The organism is Paenibacillus sp. FSL R5-0744, from assembly GCF_037972555.1.
Lineage (GTDB): Bacteria > Bacillota > Bacilli > Paenibacillales > Paenibacillaceae > Paenibacillus_AQ.
Map to the genome: position 1 here is coordinate 6732488 of NZ_CP150228.1, position 22773 is coordinate 6755260.

Consider the following 22773-nt stretch of genomic DNA (forward strand, 5'->3'; position numbering starts at 1 on the left):
CTGACTGTAATTGCTGCTGCAAAGTATATTCTCCTTTGTTCTTAGATGAGTAGCCTCTATAATATGAAGGATCAGGTAGCCAATTATGCACGCAGTTATATTTTCATCCCTCCATATCTAAGTCAAAGTGCCTCACTTACTGCAACCTTCTTATTTTGAATCCGAAGATTCCTTCTATGTGTCGTGAATAATCCGAAGTACCCTAGCGTTACGAGGATACAGATTATAACATCAACTACAATTAAGTTCTGATAATTCCCAAAATAATCGAAGGATAGGCCTCCGATTAATACACCTACTATACCGCCGCCCTGGTGCATGAGAAGTAGAACACCGGTATGTTTTCCTTTACCCTTTGCAAACTCATTAATGACAAGCATTCCACCTGGTAATGCACTTAAGTAGGTAATTCCGAACGCTATAGCAAAAAGAATAGGTGAACTTCCCAAGTGCATAAAGAGGAAAGCAAAACCTATAATGCGAATGCCATACAATAGAGACATCATCATTAATTTATTGTATCGGTCTAGAAAATAGCCGCAAATGAGTGCCCCCGTGATTTCCATAATACCAAGGATGCTCATAGATAAGGCGATCATGCTTGGTGATACATCTGCCAACTGATGTATGGCTACCAAATTCATCTCGACGGATCCCATATTGATACCGCAGGTGAACAGCGCAATCGCGACTACGACAAAGATAGGAAGAGAAATAAATTTCTTCGACGGTGGAGTTACTCTAGGTGATGTATCTTGACCTTCGACTTCTATTGAACGATCCGAAGGAGCTCTCTCCGTATTTTTCTGTTGTGAACTCTTAATTCCTAACCAAATTACGGGAAGTGTTACACAAACACCTAGGATAAAAGAAGCCATAAAGGCGTTTTTCCAAGTCAGCCAGTCCATGGATACGAAAATGGGTGTAATAATCGCTAATCCTACAGAAGAGGCACTCGCCAGCAAGGCCATTGCTTTAGCCCGATGATGCCGAAACCATTCAAACATCAATATATAATTTGTCGTCGCCCCAATACCTGCTAAACCAGAGATAACACCGTATCCAATAAAAAAGACAATAGGATGGTGGCCTAACACGACAATACCAGTACCCAAAGTACTCATGATTGCACTTAACATTAGAATTTTCTTTGTGCCATAACGATCCACGAGCCAGCCCCCCAAAGGTGCGCATACGGCTACGATGAATAAATTGGTGGACCATGCCATTGAGATGAATCCCCTGCTAATCTGTAAATCCGTCGATATTTGTACCTGAAAAAAAGACAAGCTGAAGCGAGTCAATGCACCAATAAATCCAATAACCCAGAGAGATCCTAATCCAATCCATGCATACCTGGATTCCTTAAACCATGTCGTTTCCATTATGGTTTCCACCCCTGTCTATTATAAAAGATTCCGATCGGTATCTTTTATAATAGCATAGATGCTTTTCTTTGCAACAGAATAATTTCATTTGATATACTACGTGTACATATACAATTAAGGACGGAGGATGACAATGGAAAAGGGTGAGAAGACTCGCACTTACATCATAGCTAAAGCCGCTGAACTGTTTAACCAGAAAGGATATTCGGGCTCATCCTTATCTGATATAACAGAATTGACAGGCATTAAGAAAGGTGGCATTTATCGTCATTTTTCCAGTAAGGATGAGATTGCATATGAAGCCTTTAGCTATGCGGGTAGTATTGTGGGGGGCCAACTAGCTCATGCCATTAGTCAGCAAGAAACGGCCTCTGGCAAGCTATTAGCATATTTACATGTGTACGAGAAAGTAGTTGAAGCGCCCCCTTTTATTGGGGGGTGTCCGCTCCTTAACACGGCTATTGAAAGCGACGACAGTCATCCAGGCTTGCGTGAAAAAGCCCAGCAAGCTCTAATAGGCACACTGGAATCCAAAAAGAAAATCATTTCTGAAGGTATACAAAGTGGTGAATTCAAAGCAGATCTCGACATTGAGGCACTAGCTACCTTCTCCCTTTCCATCATGGAGGGCGGCATCATGATGAGTAAGCTCGAGGGAAATAATCGGCATATACGGATGAATATCAAGAGCTTTGCTGCTTATTTAAAAAAAGAGTGTCTACGCGAACCTAGTTAGTTCACTCAAAACTTTTTTAACATACAAAGATTTCAAAATAAAAAGGAGCTTCGTCATTACTCACGAGGCTCCTTTAGCTTAATCTTAGTTCCTTAACTTTATTTATGTTCCAACCACTGACATTCTGTAATTTCTATTTCTGTAAATGTTGCTTTAAATGACGAATCCTCTGGGCTACAAGCATATAAACCAAAGTTGATATGCTCACTCCCTTCAAACAAATGAAAAATACGCATCTGCTTAAAGGTAATCCCATCTAAAGAGTTTTCAACGCAGAAGTCACTCCCACGTCGACTTAATCTGTAATACATTGTTTTTATTGTTGCGTCGAGATCTGTTGTTGCCCAGTCTGAATATCCATGATTCGTAACCACACTACCCAATCTTTGATATTCTTCATTCTCATATTCAATCGATGCCTTGAACCAATTGTCACTGTCCTGATAGACAATTACTCCACACTGGTCAAATCTATGAGCGCTGTCAAAATCAGTTTTCACTATAAAAGAAAAGTATTTCTCATCCGTCTTCATTAGCAACGCAGGTGCATTATCGTTCCTGAACCCATAATAGGTGCGTTGCCAAAAATCCGTATTAGGCTCAGTTATAATTTCAATCTTCTCATCTGTAATAGAAAAAGTGTTTACTGGATACTGCCAAAAAAGATTTTCTTTTAAAAAGTTCATCTCACTGCTCCTTATCTAGGTCCCTCTTTACCCTTGAATGTCCCTTCTGGCATCTTGCTCGGCGAGAATCCCTTTGTCCTCCGCGTTATCTCTCGTCACTTTCTGAACGCCAACGGCGCTATATGAAATCAACAGAATAACAGCTATATAATACCCCTTTACATTCAATTGAAATGGAGCATTGTACAGACCAATAAAGAACATTACATACCCAATAACCAAGCCTGCAAAAGCCATAATTGTGAAAGCCCCTGTATTTCTCATCCTGTGTTTCGGATTTTCTAGCTTAATTTCTTTATCCTCTGAATTGTCTCTAACGACCTTTTGCACAACGATACAGCTAATCGTAATTAACACCATGCAAAGCAAATAATACCCTTTCACGTTCAATTCCCAATCGTCGTTGTACACCCCCAAACAGAATAGAAAAAGACCTGCAGCCAATGCAAAATACGATACCCCTGTGAAAGCAGCTGTGTTGCGTTTACGATACCTCTGATTCATTTGACGATTCCTCTCCCAATACAGAATTGAATGGTGTTATAGCCTTCTTCACTATACCGTGGAACATCGGTAAAATTCTACCATTAATTAGGTTGTTTTGGGAAACACAAAGAAAACGGTCTCAGTCCCAGGCAATTCAGGACTAAAGCCGCCTCCTACATTTTCTGCAACTTTATGATTTAGAAAAAATGCTACTCCCTTTCCTGATCCACCAATTGCTGCTGTGCGAGACGAACCATCTCGCGGACCATCGATCCACCAATTTTTCCACCAATCTGACCCACTGATTCTGTGCTCAAATGTCCATTCTCACCGTGTTCCAATGGGATACCAAGTTCTTTTGCGACTTCATATTTCACATCATCAGGCCGCTCCGGATCTACATCATAACCCTCGCGCCGCATCACCTCGGCCTTAAACGTTTGCATCCCGCGATTGACTCCCGGCACTGCATATTTCCTGTTTCTTCTGGACATCCCTTATCCCCTCCTAACATGTTTTAAGTAACATGCCCGGAAAACGAAATCTCCACCCTTGTTGATTTGCTCCGATTATTTCCAAGAGGGCTCTGAAAGGCCATCTGCTGTCAGGGTGCTTGCCCTCTGTTTCTTATACATAAATTTTGCTTGAAGGTGACGTTACGTCACCTGCTATACTAACTGAGAACAACACGCTTGAGCAATCGATTGGATGTGAGGAAAGGATGTACAAAGAGAACTATTTAACGACAGGGCAGCTTGCAAAGCGTACAGGAATAACGGTCAGGACATTGCGATATTACGATCAGATTGGGCTTCTAATTCCAGAAAATCATCACGCGGGATCGATAAGATCTTATAACATGAAAGACCTAGAAAAATTGCAGCAAATTCAAACGTTGAAATATTTAGGACTATCACTTCAAGAAATAAAAGACATCTTAGATGCAGAGTCGCTATCCATAGGGGAGATCAGACATTCGTTACAAGCACAGCTCGATGTTCTACAGAGAAAAATCACTCATACGGAGCATGTAGTTCATGCAATACGAGATGCTATGCAAATGTCGGTCAATCGGTCTGATTGGAACCACTTAGCAAATGTTATTCAAACCTTGCAGAGTAAGCAAGATTGGGGGGAACAGTATCGGACGGCAAGGCGCTTACAAACGCGGATACATCTTTATGACAAGTTCAGTACAAATCCGCAAGGCTGGCATAATTGGGTGTTTGAACAACTGGAGGTGCACCCTGGAGCCCACATTCTAGAGTTAGGCGGCGGCGATGGGACCTTTTGGATAAGAAACGCCGAACGAATTCCAAGCAGCTGGCGCATCACACTTACTGATATTTCGAGCGGGATGGTAGAAGAAGCACGTTGCCGCTTAGGAAGTAAAAGTTCACAGTTTAAGCTCTTATCTGTTGACGCGCAACAAATCCCCTTCCACGATGAGCATTTCGATGTGGTTATCGCTAACAACATGCTGTATCACGTGCCGGACATCCCTAAAGCGATCCACGAGATACACCGCGTCCTAAAGCGAGGGGGTATAATATGCACCTCTACAATGAGCACTCAACACCTACAAGAGATTGAACACTTGGCAGTCTCGTTCGACCCCGACCTTCATGTATTGGATCAAGCTATTAAACGATTTAATCTGGGTAACGGAGGAGACCTGCTGTCTTCTTGCTTCTCCGATCTTCGGTTACTACGTTACGACGACCGTCTGTTAGTCGACGAAGCTGAACCCCTGATTGAATATATGATATCGACCCCGATGAACGCAAAGGAGCGGCTTGTCGGTGCGGCTATAGACAAATTTCGAAACCACGTCAATCGTCTTCTACAGGAGAATGGAGCCCTCGAAATGACTAAAGAAAACGGGATTTTTCTAGGGAGGAAATGAGATGAAGGCACAGTATTACAACCCAAGAGTACGGATCGTAAAAGAGGAACTTCTATCGGATAACTGGTACACCTTAAAGAAGATCACATTCAAGTATGAAAAAGAAAATGGACAATGGGAGACACAATCCCGTGAAGTGTATGACCGAGGCAACGGAGCGACCATTCTACTCTATAATCGACACAAACAAACCATCGTACTTACGAGACAATTCCGAATGCCTACTTATCTAAACGGCAATGTGACTGGAATGCTTATCGAAACCTGCGCGGGGCTACTCGATAAAGAAACACCAGAAGAAAGTATTCTGAGGGAAACGGAGGAAGAGACGGGGTACCGTATCGACCGAGTGCAGAAAGTTGGCGAGGTCTATATGTCACCAGGATCCGTTACCGAAACCCTGCACTTCTTTGTAGCTGAGTATAGTGACGTCATGACAACTGGTCCTGGTGGGGGACTTGAGGAGGAACAGGAAAATATTGAAGTAGTGGAACTTCCGTTTGCTCAAGCGCTTGACATGGTCCAAAGCGGCGAGATTCGTGATGCTAAGACGGTAATGCTGCTCCAATACGCTCAGATCCAAGGTCTCTTGAAGGTAAAATCAAAACCGCTGCATATCCTTATCGCTGGCCCGTATCGTTCTGGAACCAATGATGATCCAGTATTAATCGAGGAAAATGTCAAATACATGAATAAAATTGCTCTTCAAGTTTACGAGGCTGGGCATATGCCAGTGCTGGGGGAGTGGTATGCTTTGCCTCTTATTGCTACAGCCGGTTCCACTAATCTAGGAGACGACGTTTTCAACCGGATTTTCCATCCGTCTTCCATTCGCCTGCTTAATTACTGTGATGCCGTGCTTCGAGTTGGAGGATCATCTCAGGGTGCCGATGAAATGGTACAGGTTGCGCAAGAGAAAGGATTGTTGATTTACGAACGGCTGGATGAACTTCCGTTATTGTGATAATAAGCATTTTTTTCTGTCTGATGATGCACTCTTGATTTAAGTCAATGCCCGCCATACTACTCCTAATTACAATAAAAATAAAAAGTCCTTTAGGAGGCTATCTATGGCTATCTCAGAAAAAGATCTATCGAATCAGCGAAAGTCCGCTTTAACTGCTGGAATCTCACTTATTATCATGACCCTTGCCTCATTTTTTTCGTATGGCTTTGTCCATGGGAATCTTGTTGTTCAGGGCGATGCCAGCGTCACATTCAATAACCTTGTGTCATCCACTAACCTTTTCAAAGGTGAAATTTTGGGTTGGATCATCATTATGATTACTGACATCCTGGTCGCCTGGGCGTTTTATGTGTTTCTAGAACCGATTAACCAAAAGCTATCATTACTCGGCGCCTGGCTTCGTCTAACCTATTCCGCTATATTGGGAGTCTCTATACTTAACTTGATAGTTGTGCTGCTGTTCACGGGAAATACAATCGACTTTTCCTCATTAAAAATCGAACAGACTCAAGCATTTATGATGTTATTTCTGGATGCATTTCAATTGATTTGGTCTATGGGATTGGTCGTTTTTGGCGGGCATCTATTAATTGTGGGCTATGTGGCTTTAAAATCTGGCATCATCCCTAAAGTAATCGGCATCTTATTGCTGCTTGCTTCAATAGGTTACATGATCATTCATCTAAGCAAAATATTTCTTCCACAATACGAAGGGGTCATTACAATATTAAATTATATTTTTACTATTCCTATGATTGTAGGAGAACTAGGTTTTGGGATATGGCTACTGCTTAGAGGAGGAAAACTCCACAAAAGTGTATGACTTTCTTTTTAGTTATCACTGGAATGAACCCGCTTCTTAATTCTACTTAATGACTCTGGTGTCATCCCCAGATAGCTGGCCAATTGATGCTGAGGTACGCGAGTGAGTAAGTGAGGTCTTTTTCGCAACAAAGCTTTGTAACGTTCTTCAGGATTGGAAGCGATAAATGAAGTTAATTCGTCCTGTACCTCACCTAAGTTTTCCTCTACCATTTTGCGGATCATCGTTTCCAATTGCGAGTGTTTGTGAAGCATGTCTTGTTCCGCATAAAGTTCACCAACCACCAATGTGCTATCTTCTAGACAGGTTAAGGTGTACGCAGAGGGCTTACTTTCTTGATGCCGATTAAAAATCGAAGCCGCTTGCTCTTCTGTGTAGAAATTAGATGTGACTTCTTTTCCCGATTCATCTATCGAGTACTGCCTAACACAACCTTTTAGCACGAAAAAACATTTTGTGGGAAAATCTCCTTGTCTAAGGAGCACTGTCCCCTTTTTAAATTCCTCTATAAGGATACCCTCAACAATATCCTGCTGATCCTCTTCGTTAAGAGATGTAAATTTACTCATATACTTATACAATATATTTTTCATATCTCTCTCCAATCTTCCGAAGTTAATGGCCCGCTTATGATGCCCTTGAAGCTATTTAGGCTCCCGAGAGGGAGCTTCTTGCCTTATTATACTAGCTCATACTAAAACAAATGCAACCTCAGAACTCTTCATACGCCGCTCGGCTGCGTCCGATAGCGCCTTCATATACAATCGATCTCAAAAAACAGGGAGGCCCAATAGCCATTTCATGACTGTTGGGCCTCCCTTATCCTGTACTGTATATTACTTGTTCGCTAAGAAAGCATCGATTTGCGCTTGCAGCTCAGCTTGGATTTTATCAATGCCAGCTGATTTCAGCTGTTTGTTCAAATCTGCAAGGCCTTTGTCGATATCTTTAATTACGCCGTACTCAAGCGGAATGGCATAGCGGAGCATTACATTGCCCACATTGGCAATTTCCGTCTTCACTTTGCTATTGTCGAATACAAAGGTTTCAAGGGCATAGTGGTAGACGTTAGCTTCCCAGCCCTTAGCCAGATCGTTAGCTTCTTGCGGGAATGCTTCATTGTCAAGGTTGAGTGGCGAGTTGAAGTTCCAATTAGAGAAGCCGGTAAAGTTCGGATTTTTGTCGAGTGCTTTATATTTGGTGTCGCCAACCGGTTCATAGTGCACGCCACTAATGCCGTACATCATCAGGTCGTGCAGTTCTTTATCGTTTTGCATCAGATCGATCAGCATCAAGGAACGTTCTACATTTTTGGAAGTCGCATGAATCGACGTACCGTTTTGTGTAGAAATCGCCACTGATTTTTTCTTCCCCTGGTTAATATCAGCCAACGCTACTTCATAAGGAGAATTTTCTTGGCGCATTAAAGCCATGAGTGCTCCAAGTGTTCCGTTATTGTGCGTAATCGAGGCGGTTTTACCTGCTTTAAAATCCGCCTGATGATCATTTTTACTGTTCAGAACGTTTTTCGACCAAGCATTGTTATCAGCGAGATCTTTGTAATACACGAGTAGATCTTTGAACTCTTGCGTTTCATAGACGTTAAAGACTTTACCTGTTTCATCGGTCAATTTGAAGGCAAATGGAAGATCTAGATCAAACATATTCCATTCGTTTTGCTGCTTCAGTAATACACGGTCCAAATTATGATACTTCCAGTCTCCCGTTTCCGGAGTGAAAGGTGTAATTCCTTTTTCCTTCTCAGCTATCGTCTTCAAATAGGTAGCATATGCTTCCGGGCTGTTGATTTCAGGAAGATTGTATTTCTTACGCAAATCTTCACGATAGAGAATCAGCTTTTCAACAGATTCCCCTCTGTTTTGTGGAACCATGTACAGTTTGCCGTTTACTTTTGCCTGATCCCAGCTCACATCTGACATAGCTTCCTTAGTTTTTGGCATATATTTAGTAATTAGCTCATCGGTTAATTCTAGAAATCCGCCTTTCAGTGCCTGGTCATTATAACCGGCCCAGTTTGCCGAATAGATGAGGTCAAAATCTTCATTAGCTGCCAGCTTCAGTGGATATTTTTGAGCCCAGTCAGACCAGTCCAAGAACTCGCCCTCAAGGGTCGCATTAATTTTTTCTTTCAGTTTCTTGTTAATTTCAGCAAAAACACTATCATAGTCTATCGGTTTAGGCCCAACGAAGATCATTTTCAACTTTACTTCTTTAGAGGTGTCTATGGTATCTGAAGTTTCGGCTGCATTCGTTGCACTCGCTGTTTCTGTAGGCTCACTTGTTACCTCAGCGGCATTGTTGGTAGCCTTAGCGGATGTATTGGCGTTGTTGCCACCACCACATGCGCTCAAAATCATTACGAAGGTTAAAACGAGTGCGAGCATAATGAATCTATTTTTTCTCAGCATTTCAAGCCTTCCCCCTTGTATTAATTATATTGATAAACCGGATTTCCCCGGGTTCATCCTTTTACAGCGCCAATCGTCAAGCCTTGAACGAAATATCTCTGAACGAATGGATAAGCGAGCAGAATCGGACCTGTAGCTACAACCGTCATTGCCATCTTCAAGCTCTCGCTTGGGATCGATGTGGTTACGACTGCTCCTGCACCCATCATGGCTTTTCGCATGCCATCCATATTGCCAAGCATTTTGTACAAATAATATTGAAGCGGCATCAGCTTCTCATCGGAAATAAATAGAAGGGCATTGTACCAGTCGTTCCAATAGGCAAGAGCCAGAAACAAACCAATAGTCGCTAGCGCCGGCTTGGAGAGAGGCAGGATTAGACGAGCGTAGATCTTAAAATCGCCTGCACCGTCAATTTTAGCCGATTCTACGATTGCTTCCGGAATGCTGCCCATAAACGACTTCATAACAATGATGTAGAAGACGTTGAGCATCATCGGAATCACTAAAGCCAGCAATGTATCTTTGATATGGAGGTAATTGACCATAAGCAGATACCAAGGAACCAGACCCCCGTTAAATAAAGTTGTAAAGAAAAAGAAGAACGAAAATTTATTACGCCATTTAAAATCTTTTCTGGATAGCGCATAAGCCGTCATCGAAGTCAGAAACAAACCAAACAGTGTGCCTATTATAGTAACGCCTATGGTCACCATATAGGCTTGAATCATCTGGTCGGGATACTTAAACAAAATGTTGTAGGCTTCTGTTGAGAAGGCCGTAGGTATAAATTGATAGCCATCTGTTAATATTTTTGACTCTTCCGTCAGCGATGAAGATACGACAAGTATAAACGGGAATATACATAAAATTGCGAGAAAGATTAGGGATACATAACCAATACCCGAGAATATTTTACGATCGAGCTGCTTCATATCGTTACCTCCATTATGAAAACTGTACCTCTGATGCGGTTAGAATAAGGCGCGGTCTTTATCGTATTTACGAACAGCATAGTTCACAGTCATGATCGTTGCGAAGCCAAGAACGGACTGGAAAACGCCAGCCGCAGCCGACATGCCGATATCATTCGAAGTAATCAGCGATCTGAACACGAAAGTATCGATAACGTCCGTCGAAGAGAACAACAAACCGTTATTGCCGATCATGTTATAAAACATCCCGAAATCACCACGGAAAATATTCCCGACCGCCAGCAGCACCAAAATAATAATCGTCGGGTAAAGATTTGGAATCGTCACTTTCCGGATCCGCTGAAAAATATTGGCGCCATCGATTTCAGCTGCCTCATACTGTTCAGTATCTATGCCCGTAATCGCGGCCAAGTACATTACCGTTCCGTATCCAAGGCCTTTCCAGGCGGAAACGAGAACTAGGATATACGGCCAGTAAGCAGGCGTATTGTAAATATCAATAGGTTCTAGCCCGAGTCCTCTAAGGAGTGCGTTCACAGTACCAATATCATAATTGAGCAGGTTATAGGCAATTGCGCCGACAACTACCCATGAAATAAAGTAGGGAAGAAACAACGCCGATTGCGTAATTTTGCGGAACCATTTGCCACCGACCTCAAACAACATAATGGCTGCAAAAATTTGCAAAGAGTTATTTACAACGATGAATGCAATATTGTACAATGCTGTATTCCGTGTTACCCGCCAAGCATCTCCTGATTCAAAGAAAAAGCGGAAGTTATCAAGCCCGTTCCAGGCACTTCCAAAAATACCGCCCGCGTAATCATAATGCTTGAAGGCAATAATAATGCCCGCCATTGGGACATAGGCAAACAAAAGAAAAAAAGCAACCGCCGGAGCCAGCATCAGCAACAGAACCCTATAGTTTTTTAAATCGCTCCAAAATGTATGCCCTTTCATCTTTGCACCCCTTTCTTCTCTATATCTCTCATTATAAAAGGACGGCGGCGGTGAGATAATTCAGCGAAACAACTAAACATAATACTAATTCAACGATTCATAAACAATTTCGATAAAAAAGAAGCCCCTGTTCCATATAGAACATGAGCCTCCTCAATAAGTAATCGATTCAGATTTTATTTTTCTTCCGGTACTCGCCGGGCGACATGCCCATATATTGCTTGAACTGCCTATTGAAATAAATAATATTTTTATATCCGGCTTGTTCCGCAATCTCATATACTTTTTTCGTTGGATCCTCGAGTAGCTCGCATACCCGCTTCATACGCAATTCACTTAGAAAATCGCTGAAGAGACTATTGGTTTCGACCTTGAACAGATGCCCCAGATAGTTAGGGGTAAAGTCGAAATGTGCAGCGACCTCGTTTAGCGTTATTTTTTGATCTAATCTTTCTTTCACATACTCCGTGATTTCATCAATTAACTTGCGCTTTTGCCTTTGGCGTTTCAAATAAAGCAGCTCCGACAGTTCAAAGAATCTTCTTCTCAGCCACGAAAGGATATCATGCACCGTTTCGAACTGAAACAGCACAAAAGGATGATGAGAATCCCAATTCAAAATCTCGTACAAATGCTCATTCATTTGCTGCAGATCAGCATGAAGCTTAGAGGTAATCCGGATAATGATATCGTAGATGTCGTTTTTCTGGGAGATTGGGCTGTCTCCGGCAAATAGCTGAAGCAAGCAATCATCAATAGTGGTAAGGTCGTAGTCGAGCATAGCTTTAAGCATACGATCCACAATAACCTCTAAGTCCGATGCCATCTTTTCCTTTGGAGACCATTCCGAGGCATCTTGGATCAACCTATTCTTCCCTACGATCCATTTAATGCTTAGAGCGGCCTGCGCCTGCCGATAGGAATCATGTAGCTTGACCGGGTCGGTTGTGTACATTCCTCTTCCGATCGTAATCGAACAGGAGAACTCCTGATAGAACGCCCGAATCAACTCTTCCAGCAAAGCTGTAAAATATTGTTCCTGAACCGCAGCAAGGATCACAAAGTGATAGTCATAAGTCGTAATCACCATGCCCAAATTTTGATCCTGAGCAAACTTTCGGATAAACTGATTGGCAGTGCTGCTCCATAAACTCCGCTCTTCTTCCGTCCAGGTTTGAATTTTTCGCGCCATGTCGTCGATCTCAATGATGGCAACCGCTGATGCACCTTGTAAGTATGGCGTGAGAACGTTATGAATGTGCGTTTCAACCTGTCCCGGTGCAGCCTCGTTAAACCAACGCAGCAGTAGCTCCTGATTAACAAGCGTCAGCGTTTCCGACAAGGAAGTACGCTGCGTCCTCACTTTCTCAATCTTTGTGCAGAGTTCGGTCAGCGTCTCGTTCAGCTCGTCATCATCCACAGGCTTAAGCAAATAACTGTATGCATTCAATTGAATCGCTTCCTTGGCATAATTGAAATCCTGGTGTCCGCTAATAAATAGAATATGGACCTCTGGATTAATCTCCTTCGCCTTCCTTGCAAATTCCACGCCTGACATAATCGGCATACCGATATCAGAGAGAATGATATCAACAGGGTGCTGTTCCATCATTTTCAGAGCGGCAAACCCGCTCGTTGCCGTTCTCACGCTATGCAAAGGCAAATGATCACTGTCGGCTACACGCCGTCTAAGCCATTCCAAATCGATTACTTCATCATCCACCAGCAGAACATTAATCTCCATCGCCATACTCCTCACTCCCCCATCACTTCTCTGATCTCTGCATTTTCCACCGGTAAAATAATTCGAACTGTCGTTCCCGCTCCAAAATAGCTACCGATTTGAATGCCGAAATCGCTCCCGTATCGCAGTTTAATTCGTTCTTCCACGTTTCTCAGACCGTAGCTGCCTGGTTGATATGCGCTTGATCGCATGTTTTGAAGTGTCTCCGGCCGCATGCCGATCCCGTTATCAATGACCTTGAGTTCGATGCGGTCACCCAGCCGCTTTCCAGTAATACGAATCGCAATAGTCTCCCCGAACCAGGCGTGCTTGAATATATTCTCCACAAACGGCTGTAAAATCAGCTTAATAATAGGCACCTGTAAAATTTCCGGATCGACATCATAATAAACCTCAAAGGCATCCGCATACTTCACTCTCTGAATTTCCAGATACATCCTCACCTGCTCCAGCTCATTTTCAAGGGAGATATATACATGCCCATCGTTTAATGTGAGTCGATAAAATTTGGAGAGACCTTGTACCATCTGCGTAACCTTCTCCACTTCCCCCAAATTGGCCAGACTGCCGATGGTCGACAGCGTATTGTACAAGAAATGAGGACTGATCTGGGCTTGAAGCACATCCAGCTCCGCTTGCTTTTTCTGAATGCCCTGCACATAGACGTTCCGGATGAGTTCCTGAATGCTGGTCGCCATTTGGTTGAAGCTATTAGCGATATAGACAAATTCATCGTTCCCTGGAAATCCGATTCTTTTATAAAAATTACCCTCCTGAAAAGATCGAACCAAATACACAATCCGTTTGATCTTCTTGCCAGATATACGTGCAACTAGAAAACCGATAATAGCCATCACCAAAAAACTGATGGAACAAACGGTACTAATCACCTTCCGCATTCTACTAGCATCTTTGTTCAAATAAGAGTGAGGTACGCGCGCCTCAATGACATAGCTTGATACCGGAATATCTTCACTAATAATTAAATAATCATCTTGTTTCGTATCTTCAGCAGCAACACCTTGTTCATACAAAGTCATTCCTGTAGCCCTATCCAACAGACGAAGTTCAATCCCCTGTTCAATCGGAAAAGTATCAAAGTTACCAAATAGCTCATCAATCCTCGCCGTAACGCGAATATATCCGATAATCGCAGGTGCTGCCTTGGAAGAAACAAGCTTGCGGAAATATGAAATATTACCTAGCTCACGGTCGGTATCCGCTTGAAGCCACAAACTGTCTTGATTATTCGCAACAATCGACTTAAACCACTCCGTATTCTCGATCACCTGATCAGAAAGAACATAATAATCACTTCGACCGATAGGTGTCGACATATCATCACCAGTAATTTCAAGCATCGTCTCATTGACTGTAAAAAGCGCAAGTCTCAGCTTGTTCCCATACAGTTGCAGAGGGGCCTTCATATAAGGAACGATATCATCTCTCATTTTGAGCATATTTTCCAAAGGATCTCCCCTGAACTGAAGGGCATTTTGAAAATTCGTATTTAGAAACAGCGAGTTGGTCATACGTTTGATTTCATCTGTCTGGTATTCGATGTTGTTCCTCGTCTGCTTTAATGCGGTCCGGACATTCGTTTCCGCCATTTCAGTCCTGGACTCTACGAGCATTGTATAGGCTATATAGCCAACCAGCACATCTGTCAGCAATACAAGAATGAGATACGGAATCATCATCTTGTATGTGAATGGAATATACTTTTTACTAGACAGTTTCCTCTCCATGCGCATGCTCCCTTATATACGTATCAATACGACTGCTATTTTGACCCATTTTACAATGAAAAGAAAGCGGTTACTATATCTTGTATTTGGAAACTTCGCTTTAGAGTAGCACTCTGTTCTCCAAAATATTTTTCAAGCTGATATGCGATTTGGAAGGTCCGAACTTTATAAGGTGATCTTGAAATTCAGCAAGCGCCTCAATCGTTGAGGTCTGTACCTTAATGAGATAATTATATTCTCCACTAATGCGGAACAAATCGGTAACTTCCATAGCATCGTTGCAAAAATCGGTGAGCTCTTGGCAATGTTCTGTTTTGATTAGAATAAAAGTAGTCGTACCCCGGTTCAGATCCCGCAAATTAAAAGCTGTATGATACCCCGATATGATGTTCCTTTCCTCCAACTTAATGATTCTTTCTTTAACGGATGGTTGTGACATCGAAACCTCTTTGCTGATTTGTGAAATGGGCATTCGAGCATTGTACTGCAATAATTGCATAATCTTTTTATCAATATCATCCATAAGATGTTCCATATCAAGCGCCTCCTAGCTCTTTTTAATAAATAAACCCATTCAACTAAAATACCTTATATTCAATAACCATGTCAGGATAAAACACTTATCTTATATATGTATCTCCTATTTTAATCCAACTATAATAAATAGTACATTAGATATAGGAGTGATTAATAATGAGCGTAAAAGGTCTTGCACATATAGCGATTCAAGCCAAAGATTATAAAGCAACAATTTCATTTTACATTGACGCCTTAGGATTTAAGTTAGGTCATCATTGGAGTCTGCCCTCCTTTCAAATCAAAGAAGCTTCAATGCTTATTTCACCTGATCAAAGAACTTGCATAGAGATTTTTGATAACGATGCAGTCATTGCCGCCCAAGGGAAAAAAGCCTTGTCTGAAGAGGATATAGCTCACGGAGCACTCTTACATTTCGCCTTCTATGTGGATAATGTAGATGAAATGTACCAAAAAGCCCTTGCTCATGGAGCAAAGGCTTTTATAGAACCAGATTCGCTTTCTCTTGGTGAACCGCCTCTTCTGATCAAGAACGCGATCGTTCACAGCCCCAATGGGGAAGTTATCGAATTTCTTGAAGAGGTTGATTTTGATATGTCTAATTATACTACTTCATACAAAGATGCATCCAAGGCTTGAATAAAGTGAGACCAATCGCTTGTCGTGTACAGCAGAAGCCGATGCATCGCGCGTGTACAAGCTGTATAAAAGAGTTTACGTTCGCTCTCCCGATGATAAGTCTGTGTAGAAGCATCGTAGATTAGCACGGCGTCGAATTCTACGCCCTTAGCAAGATACGCAGGAATAATTAGCGTTCCCTTCTCAAAGGTGAGCGTCTCCTTCGTAACAAGCCGCAGATTCTCGCCCCCCTGTGCGAGTAATGCTTCATAGGCTTCGCGGCTTTCCGCAGCAGTCTTAGTAATAACGGCGATGGAGTCGAGACCTTCGGCCATAAGCGCCGCAAGCTCCTCTTTTATCCGTACCGCCCGCTCCACCTCATTGCTAGCCTTCAATAGGTGCGGCTTCTTGCCGCCCCTATCAAAAGGCACGATCTCTTCATTAGGTAGCAGCGCCTTCGTAAACTCCACAATCTCGCGAGTCGAACGATAGCTTCGGATTAAACGAAATAGATTCGTTTCCTCTTCACCATAAAGCCGGATCAAAGGAGAATCTACCTCTTGCAGATTCGTCGCTTGCGGGAATATCGCTTGACTGAAATCGCCGAGTACTGTCATGCTGGCGCGGGGAAACAATTGCTTGAGAAACGCGAATTGGAACGGCGAATAATCCTGTCCTTCATCAATAAATAAATGTCGCACCATTGTATTCGTACGAGAACCCTCGATAAGCTCTTTTAAATATAAGAATGGGGTCTCATCTTCATAAAACAGTTCGATAAGGCTCAACTTTTCCTTCGTCTGCTTACAAATTTCTGACCATTGGTCAGGCACTTCGGTCTCACCCGTCATTTTCTGATAAGTGGCTTCATCCCTAAATAACTGCTCGTATAATCCAATCGTATCTATGAATTTCAACCGTTTGGCATCCCGTCTTAGCGGTTTGAAGTGCTCCTTCACGATCATACGACGCAGTAACTCATCTTCCTGTGAGCTAAAGTCAAAGACATTCTCTTCCCCGTCCTTCTGAGTACGAAAATCGCCATAGATTTCAAGATACTGCTCTGTAAAATCGAAGACAGCTTCCTCTCGCCGGTACTTCTTAAGCACCTCACTGTAAGCTTCGGCATATTGATCGTTGTCGAGGTAATCGACTTCATCTTGAACCCAGGGCGCTTCCATTTCCTGACGCTCTAGCTTAGTCAGCTCACGCAGCAGCCATTCACGTAGTAAAGCAACGCGATTAGCCAATCGTATAGAGCTGTCGTAGCTGTAAAATTGCGACTTCATCTGCTCCGCAGTAATCAACTCGCGGTCCCGGAAACGGATACTGTGGAACAGCATACCTTCTTTGCCTAACCATAACGCGTAGCTTTGAAGAGCATGCAGGAAAGCCTCAGAAGCCTTATATTGCATCCCCGTTAACCGTGCTTCATACCCCTGCGAGGATTGTGACGTCAGTACATATTCAATCTGCTCGAAGGAGTCCTCCAAATTCATCGTGGATCCGAGCCAATAGGCAAGGTACTCCTGAAAGGTCGTTTGCTGCATATTCTCTTCGCCGAGCTCAGGGAGCACCGTCGATACATAACTGTTAAACATCGGATTTGGCGAAAAAAGAACGATCTGATCTGCCTTGAGCCTATCGCGGTGTTTATATAATAAATACGCTACCCGTTGCAGCGCTGCGGACGTTTTTCCGCTGCCAGCCGCTCCTTGCACAATAAGCATACGGCTTTTGTCATTGCGGATGATGGCGTTCTGTTCCTTCTGGATGGTCGCCACAATGCTCTTCATTTGTGAATCTGCGCCTTTACCAAGCACCTGCTGAAGCAATTCGTCCCCGATCGTTAAGCTCGTATCGAACACGTTTTGGAGCTGACCGTAACGGATCTGATATTGCCGCTTCAGCATCATCTCACCTGTAATCTGTCCTCCCGGCGTTTCGTAAGTAGATGGCCCTGGGGAATGATCATAATACATGCTTGCAATAGGCGTTCGCCAGTCATACACCAGAAAGTCCACACCGTCTGCATCAACGAAAGAAGCCACTCCGATATAAATTTTCTCACTCAAGCCCAAACCGTCTTCTTGAAAATCCATTCGCCCAAAATAGGGAGATGGCAGTAGCCGTTTCATATTCTTAAAACGCTGCACCCGCTGCCGGTGGCTGCGCTCTCGCTCGGACAACAATGCTTCTTGCTGCTTTATACTGTAGAAGGTCTCTTCGAAATCTTCGTCTGTGCTCGTATTGACCGTGACTTCTTCCCAAAACCGCTTGCGAATGTCCACCACTTGATCACGTAGCCCAGTCACTTCTGGCTCTAGTTCTGCGATTCTTGATTGCAGCTTTTCCGTAACCAAATCAAGCCGATCTTGTTCTTGCTGCCAATCCATTACATTTACCATCTTCACGAACACGCTCCTTTTCATTCTTGTTATAAAGAAGCAAAAATTAAAATTTGACAAACTGTTAATCCACATGGTATTATAATAGTGTAGATAAGATGTTACACTTATGTGTAAATTCGTGAAATCAACAGTGATTATTTTATAATATCACGATCTTTCTTTGCATGCAAATTATTTATATAAGTAAGAAGAACCAGCAGACTCTGCTGGTTCTTCTTTTTTTTGAATGCCAAGCTTGGGCACATATAGAGAATAGACAAAAAGACCGTCCTAAGGACGGTCTTTTTTCTTACTACAGTAAGTTTACTATTTAGTTTGCAGCAGATTCATAATGATGGCTACTGCCTCTGCTCTTGTTGCCGTCTCATTTGGTGCAAATACATTGCCGTTACGCCCGCTCACAATGCCTGATTTCTTCACGGCTGCAACCGCATCCTTTGCCCATGCAGGAATTTGGCTATCATCAGCAAAGCCTGTTGATGCCGCCGTTGTTAAATCTCCCCCTGCTGCTCTAGAGATCATAACTGCTAGCTCCGAACGTGTTATGCTCGCTGCCGGACGGAAGGTAACATCCTCATAGCCGCGTATAATCTTCGCCTCTAAAGCTTGTGCAATGGACTTCTCAGCCCAAGCAGGGATTGTATCTGTGAAGCCCAATTCCACACCGTTTCCTGTTGGCTTCAGCGCATTCATCAGCATCACCGCAAATTCAGCGCGTGTCACCGCACCATTCGGTTTGAACGTTCCGTCGGTATAACCCTTGACGATCCCTTCGCTCACCGCTTTCTTAATATTAGCCTGTGCCCAATGTCCCGAGATATCGCTAAATTGGGCCTCTGTTGTCGGTTCAGTAGATGCATTGGTTACCGGTGATCCAGTCGCTTGATCCACTACGAGTACAGCGAACTTCGTAAAGTTATCCACATCTGCAGCAATGCGATTTCCATCTATTTTGCCGCCATTAACTTTCACCCAGCTCTTCTTCACTTCATCATAATAAAAGATCGCTACAGTTTGGCCGCTCTTCACTTGTCCTGAATCGAACACAAAGGTTAGCGTGACTGGTTTACTAAAGTTCTCCGCGAAGTTTTTTAGAACTTCATAGATCGGGCTTACGAGAATCTCATGATTGCTGAGAAGATTCTGCGAATCGAGCACTTTCTCAATCGATAATACCAACTGCTTGCCTGAAGCATTAGCTGGAATTGAAATCACAAGCCCATTATCCAATTTGACTTCACCCGCTTGACCTGCAGGAAGCGTCAGTTTCCCATTGGAGGAGATAACCGGATGTACGACATTAGAGGTACTACCACCATCATTACCACCGTTTCCATTACCATCAGAACCGTTATCTTGCGCAGCTCTCGTTATTGTTGCTGTGTATCTCGTACCTGTGCCATCTTGGGCAATTACGAATAACTCTAATCGGTTACTACCTACTTCAAGGGGAAGCTCTATGCTTGTTGCCCCACTTGCCAAACTTATCGGACCGGCCACAAGTGTATTGGCACTATTGTACGTACTCACTGTCAAGGTACCATAGACAGCATCGCTGGCCGTTGCCGTCACTGTGAAGTTAGATAAAGAATACGGTACACTCGCTGTATAGTCGTATACACTTCCGCTCACTGTTTGATCCAATGTTATCCCGCTCAAATCCAAGCTATTCAAGCTTGCACTAGAGCTTAATGTTGTAAACGTAATCTCTTGTCCATAGCTTACTCCGGTTGCATTCACTGCGTAGGCACGTACATGATAGGTAGATCCAGATTGAAGTCCTGCAAGACTTACTGAAAAGGCTCCTATTCCACCTGATTCAGCTATAACTTTACCATCCTCAATTGTCGGATTGGCACTAGTAGAATATACGATTCCTCGCTCTGTAACCTTAGCGCCACCGTCCGAAGTGATATTTCCTCCAACCGTAGCTGTCATAGAAGTGATATTTTGTACTTCTGCATCCGTATCAACAATAGCAGGTTCCTCAATACCTTTGACAAAGCTTAGATAGAAATCATCAATCGATCCCCATGCGCCGCCGTCTGCTTTGATATTAGCTCCGATGGTAAGGGATCCATCGGTAACGAGAATATCCTGGATCTCAGGATTATTCCACTGTGCCCATCCTTTCACACCGGTGTTTACTTTTACTTCCTTACCATCAGTTACAGCAAACAGATTCATATTGGGGTTGGCAGCATCTCCCCCTTGAATAAACATCGAAAGATTATAATATCCCGGCTTCAGACCAGAAATAGTCTGCTCTACTCTAAAATCCACTGCTTTCGCAGAGTAGAAATGTAGTGAATAGTTGCCTGTTTTGGCATCTGTAACTTTATTTTGGTAGTCTGTATGTGGAGCATTAACGTCAGCATAGGTGATTTTCCACATGCTTCTATCGCTATTTTCAAAGCCTGCGTTGACGATAAAGTTCTCTTTTTTAATAACTAGAAGAGCCTTTACCACCTGACCGCCTTCCACCGTTCCACCGATCACATAGCTGCCCGCGCCCTTGCTAATGGCTTGCTCAAGCGCAACTTGATCCCAAACCACTGACATCTTGCCGGAACTTCCATCATTGTAAGTAACACTTACGTCTGTTGGCAGATGGATTGGCTCCCCAGCAATCGCCGTTATCGAAACATCCTTAATTTCATCTACAGCAATAGGGGCCACTGCGCCTGTATTCACATATTTGAACACATTCAGCGAGGCAAGCGGATGTCCGTTAAAATCAAACAAAGCCTGGTTATCAACGGCACTTCCGCCATACCATTCCCCTGCATCATCAGGGTCATATTCCTTCGCATAGCTGGATGCCCAACCGGAACCGTACTGTTCCCATATCAACTTATTCTGCTCCAGATTGTCTTTCGGACCTACCGGAAGCCAAGCAGGCTCCCAATAAAACACGCCAATTCCCGCGTTACCCACATTCGCAACCGCTTCGATCACGTCTCTAACTGAGTTAGCCTGACCTTGAACGCTGATAGGGTAGTTTAAAGTTTGACCTGAGCTTTGCGGCGCTGTATTTCCGTGTCCATCCCCGTCTTCTGCGGTATACGCGTAAGAGGTTTCAGCTACCATTACTTTTTTCCCATAAGTATCAGCGACTTGCTTCAACACGGATGTCAAATTGCTTAATGTACCGTGCCAGAATGGATAATAAGAACTTGCAAACACATCATAGTCTACATTGTTATCTTGCAAATTCTTAGCTATAGTGGCATATCTGCCTGCCGACTCCGGATTTGTAAAATGCAGCGCAACCAGAATATTAGGATCGATCTCCCGAATGGCTTTGCTTCCCTCATTGAACAATTGGCTCATCTTCGTCCAATTAGATTCACCAACGAATTGTCCATTCGTTTCATTGCCTACCTGAACCATACCAATATCAATACCTGCATCAAGCAGGGCTTGCAGGCTTACTTTGGTATATTCGTAAAGTGCAGTCTTCTTATCTTCGAAACTCAGATTGGCCCATGCCTTAGGCGTATGCTGCTTGGCCGGATCGGCCCAAAAGTCGGAATAATGGAAGTCCACTAGCAGCTTCATACCGTTTGCGGTCGCTCTTTTCCCAATTTCAATCGCGGTGGCCAGATCATTATTGCCACCACCATAACCTTTTCCAGCTGTATCAAAAGGATCATTCCATATCCGTACCCGAACGTAATTAACCCCAGCTTCATGTACGGTTGTAAAAATATCCTGCACCTCTCCGTTTTCATTGTAAAACTCGACTCCGCTATTCTCTAAAGAAATAATACTGGAGATGTCCACGCCCTTAATAAAATCAGGCTGGAGTCCTTCCACCTTCTTCACAAAAATATCCGCAGCCACCGGCTGGGTCGTATCCGTACTCAACTGTTTCAACTCAAAGCTGTCCAGAAATCCATATGCGCTTGGAGCGCCGCTTATGTTCGCACCAACCTCAAGACTCGGGGTATCCTGCTTCAAGATAAATTTCAGGCTGAGCGTTCCCCAAGCATTATAGCCTGTGGTGGTAATGGCAGCCCCCTTCTCGTCTCCCGCAAACAATTCAACATTCCCCGTTTCATTGTCAGTACCGCCCATCGACTTGACTGAGAGCTCATAACTTCCCGCAGGGAGGTTCGTTATAGTCTGCTTAAGCGAGATGGTCTGGTTTCCAGTAGCGACTTTGTTAATCCAATATTTGAAAGCATGAGCTCCTTCATCTGGATTTAGCCAAGTATCATCGGCATATGCAAAATGCTTAATTTCTACTTGATTCCAATCTGACGTATCGACACTCCATGATCCATCTTCCCAGAAATTGTCCTCGAAACCGCCATTTACTATTAAAGAACTGTTCGAATCTGCAGCCAAAGCACTCCTCATGTTGAATGAGAATGAACTTAGCAGCAACAACACT

General features: G+C 43.3%; 18 protein-coding genes. 5 read left to right on the top strand and 13 right to left on the bottom strand.

Features of this window, described 5'->3' with window-relative positions:
* Positions 1–122: 122 nt before the first annotated feature.
* A complete protein-coding gene (locus MKY19_RS29820) occupies positions 123–1385 on the bottom strand; it encodes an MFS transporter (RefSeq protein ID WP_339244079.1) in 1263 nt (420 codons plus the stop codon).
* Positions 1386–1521: 136 nt separating this feature from the next.
* On the opposite strand from MKY19_RS29820, the gene MKY19_RS29825 reads away from it, so the two are divergent.
* Positions 1522–2124, top strand: a complete 603-nt coding sequence (locus MKY19_RS29825) for a TetR/AcrR family transcriptional regulator (RefSeq protein WP_339799496.1) — start codon at positions 1522–1524, stop codon at positions 2122–2124.
* 98 nt (positions 2125–2222) lie between these two features.
* Here MKY19_RS29825 and MKY19_RS29830 read toward each other — a convergent pair whose 3' ends face one another.
* The 3 genes from MKY19_RS29830 to MKY19_RS29840 all read right to left on the bottom strand — a co-directional run bounded on the left by MKY19_RS29830 (position 2223) and on the right by MKY19_RS29840 (position 3790).
* A complete protein-coding gene (locus MKY19_RS29830) occupies positions 2223–2810 on the bottom strand; it encodes a DUF1349 domain-containing protein (protein WP_042192966.1) in 588 nt (195 codons plus the stop codon).
* A gap of 27 nt (positions 2811–2837) precedes the next feature.
* The gene (locus MKY19_RS29835; protein ID WP_339799498.1) at positions 2838–3314 is read right to left on the bottom strand and encodes a YiaA/YiaB family inner membrane protein; all 477 of its coding nucleotides are present in this window, start codon (positions 3312–3314) and stop codon (positions 2838–2840) included.
* A gap of 191 nt (positions 3315–3505) precedes the next feature.
* Positions 3506–3790, bottom strand: a complete 285-nt coding sequence (locus MKY19_RS29840; protein ID WP_339244082.1) for an alpha/beta-type small acid-soluble spore protein — start codon at positions 3788–3790, stop codon at positions 3506–3508.
* A 146-nt stretch (positions 3791–3936) separates the two neighbouring features.
* Between MKY19_RS29840 and MKY19_RS29845 the strand changes: the two genes are divergently transcribed.
* The 3 genes from MKY19_RS29845 (at position 3937) to MKY19_RS29855 (ending at position 6992) form a co-directional block, all read left to right on the top strand.
* Complete coding sequence (locus MKY19_RS29845) at positions 3937–5202, top strand: MerR family transcriptional regulator (protein ID WP_339799500.1); 1266 nt, start codon at positions 3937–3939, stop codon at positions 5200–5202.
* 1 nt (position 5203) lies between these two features.
* Positions 5204–6166: a GDP-mannose pyrophosphatase NudK gene (gene nudK, locus MKY19_RS29850; RefSeq protein ID WP_339267956.1), complete on the top strand. Its 963-nt coding sequence runs from the start codon at positions 5204–5206 to the stop codon at positions 6164–6166.
* A gap of 106 nt (positions 6167–6272) precedes the next feature.
* Entirely contained in the window at positions 6273–6992 is a 720-nt protein-coding gene (locus MKY19_RS29855) for a DUF4386 domain-containing protein (RefSeq protein ID WP_339799501.1), read from the top strand.
* Between the two features lie 8 nt (positions 6993–7000).
* On the opposite strand, the gene MKY19_RS29860 is transcribed toward MKY19_RS29855, so the two are convergent.
* The 7 genes from MKY19_RS29860 to MKY19_RS29890 form a co-directional block, all read right to left on the bottom strand.
* A complete protein-coding gene (locus MKY19_RS29860; protein WP_339799502.1) occupies positions 7001–7585 on the bottom strand; it encodes a Crp/Fnr family transcriptional regulator in 585 nt (194 codons plus the stop codon).
* A gap of 243 nt (positions 7586–7828) precedes the next feature.
* The gene (locus MKY19_RS29865) at positions 7829–9421 is read right to left on the bottom strand and encodes an ABC transporter substrate-binding protein (protein WP_339799503.1); all 1593 of its coding nucleotides are present in this window, start codon (positions 9419–9421) and stop codon (positions 7829–7831) included.
* A 53-nt stretch (positions 9422–9474) separates the two neighbouring features.
* On the bottom strand, positions 9475–10356 hold the full coding sequence (locus MKY19_RS29870; RefSeq protein WP_339799504.1) for a carbohydrate ABC transporter permease: 882 nt from the start codon (positions 10354–10356) through the stop codon (positions 9475–9477).
* Between the two features lie 39 nt (positions 10357–10395).
* Positions 10396–11316 carry an ABC transporter permease subunit gene (locus MKY19_RS29875; protein WP_042192982.1) on the bottom strand — a complete coding sequence of 307 codons (921 nt, stop codon included), beginning with the start codon at positions 11314–11316 and terminating at the stop codon, positions 10396–10398.
* 169 nt (positions 11317–11485) lie between these two features.
* Positions 11486–13066 (bottom strand): response regulator, encoded by a 1581-nt coding sequence (locus tag MKY19_RS29880; protein WP_339799505.1) that lies wholly within the window; start codon positions 13064–13066, stop codon positions 11486–11488.
* A 5-nt stretch (positions 13067–13071) separates the two neighbouring features.
* Positions 13072–14808, bottom strand: coding sequence for a histidine kinase (locus tag MKY19_RS29885; RefSeq protein ID WP_339799507.1), 1737 nt, complete (start codon positions 14806–14808; stop codon positions 13072–13074).
* Positions 14809–14908: 100 nt separating this feature from the next.
* The gene (locus MKY19_RS29890; protein ID WP_076285015.1) at positions 14909–15343 is read right to left on the bottom strand and encodes an Lrp/AsnC family transcriptional regulator; all 435 of its coding nucleotides are present in this window, start codon (positions 15341–15343) and stop codon (positions 14909–14911) included.
* A 158-nt stretch (positions 15344–15501) separates the two neighbouring features.
* Between MKY19_RS29890 and MKY19_RS29895 the strand changes: the two genes are divergently transcribed.
* On the top strand, positions 15502–15984 hold the full coding sequence (locus tag MKY19_RS29895; protein ID WP_339799509.1) for a VOC family protein: 483 nt from the start codon (positions 15502–15504) through the stop codon (positions 15982–15984).
* Here MKY19_RS29895 and helD read toward each other — a convergent pair.
* Positions 15948–18371 carry an RNA polymerase recycling motor HelD gene (gene helD, locus MKY19_RS29900; RefSeq protein ID WP_339804574.1) on the bottom strand — a complete coding sequence of 808 codons (2424 nt, stop codon included), beginning with the start codon at positions 18369–18371 and terminating at the stop codon, positions 15948–15950. The two genes, MKY19_RS29895 and helD, sit on opposite strands and share 37 nt — an antisense overlap.
* 309 nt (positions 18372–18680) lie before the next feature.
* Positions 18681–22739: a glycosyl hydrolase 53 family protein gene (locus tag MKY19_RS29905; RefSeq protein WP_339804578.1), complete on the bottom strand. Its 4059-nt coding sequence runs from the start codon at positions 22737–22739 to the stop codon at positions 18681–18683.
* Positions 22740–22773 lie beyond the last annotated feature (34 nt).

What these genes read in the sequence shown, in the direction of transcription:
- MKY19_RS29820 (WP_339244079.1), bottom strand. Translation starts at nt 1,385, where the DNA reads ATGGAAACGACATGGTTTAAGGAATCCAGGTATGCATGGATTGGATTA.
- MKY19_RS29825 (WP_339799496.1), top strand. Translation starts at nt 1,522, where the DNA reads ATGGAAAAGGGTGAGAAGACTCGCACTTACATCATAGCTAAAGCCGCT.
- MKY19_RS29830 (WP_042192966.1), bottom strand. Translation starts at nt 2,810, where the DNA reads ATGAACTTTTTAAAAGAAAATCTTTTTTGGCAGTATCCAGTAAACACT.
- MKY19_RS29835 (WP_339799498.1), bottom strand. Translation starts at nt 3,314, where the DNA reads ATGAATCAGAGGTATCGTAAACGCAACACAGCTGCTTTCACAGGGGTA.
- MKY19_RS29840 (WP_339244082.1), bottom strand. Translation starts at nt 3,790, where the DNA reads ATGTCCAGAAGAAACAGGAAATATGCAGTGCCGGGAGTCAATCGCGGG.
- nudK (WP_339267956.1), top strand. Translation starts at nt 5,204, where the DNA reads ATGAAGGCACAGTATTACAACCCAAGAGTACGGATCGTAAAAGAGGAA.
- MKY19_RS29855 (WP_339799501.1), top strand. Translation starts at nt 6,273, where the DNA reads ATGGCTATCTCAGAAAAAGATCTATCGAATCAGCGAAAGTCCGCTTTA.
- MKY19_RS29860 (WP_339799502.1), bottom strand. Translation starts at nt 7,585, where the DNA reads ATGAAAAATATATTGTATAAGTATATGAGTAAATTTACATCTCTTAAC.
- MKY19_RS29865 (WP_339799503.1), bottom strand. Translation starts at nt 9,421, where the DNA reads ATGCTGAGAAAAAATAGATTCATTATGCTCGCACTCGTTTTAACCTTC.
- MKY19_RS29870 (WP_339799504.1), bottom strand. Translation starts at nt 10,356, where the DNA reads ATGAAGCAGCTCGATCGTAAAATATTCTCGGGTATTGGTTATGTATCC.
- MKY19_RS29875 (WP_042192982.1), bottom strand. Translation starts at nt 11,316, where the DNA reads ATGAAAGGGCATACATTTTGGAGCGATTTAAAAAACTATAGGGTTCTG.
- MKY19_RS29880 (WP_339799505.1), bottom strand. Translation starts at nt 13,066, where the DNA reads ATGGCGATGGAGATTAATGTTCTGCTGGTGGATGATGAAGTAATCGAT.
- MKY19_RS29885 (WP_339799507.1), bottom strand. Translation starts at nt 14,808, where the DNA reads ATGGAGAGGAAACTGTCTAGTAAAAAGTATATTCCATTCACATACAAG.
- MKY19_RS29890 (WP_076285015.1), bottom strand. Translation starts at nt 15,343, where the DNA reads ATGGAACATCTTATGGATGATATTGATAAAAAGATTATGCAATTATTG.
- MKY19_RS29895 (WP_339799509.1), top strand. Translation starts at nt 15,502, where the DNA reads ATGAGCGTAAAAGGTCTTGCACATATAGCGATTCAAGCCAAAGATTAT.
- helD (WP_339804574.1), bottom strand. Translation starts at nt 18,371, where the DNA reads ATGGTAAATGTAATGGATTGGCAGCAAGAACAAGATCGGCTTGATTTG.
- MKY19_RS29905 (WP_339804578.1), bottom strand. Translation starts at nt 22,739, where the DNA reads ATGAGGAGTGCTTTGGCTGCAGATTCGAACAGTTCTTTAATAGTAAAT.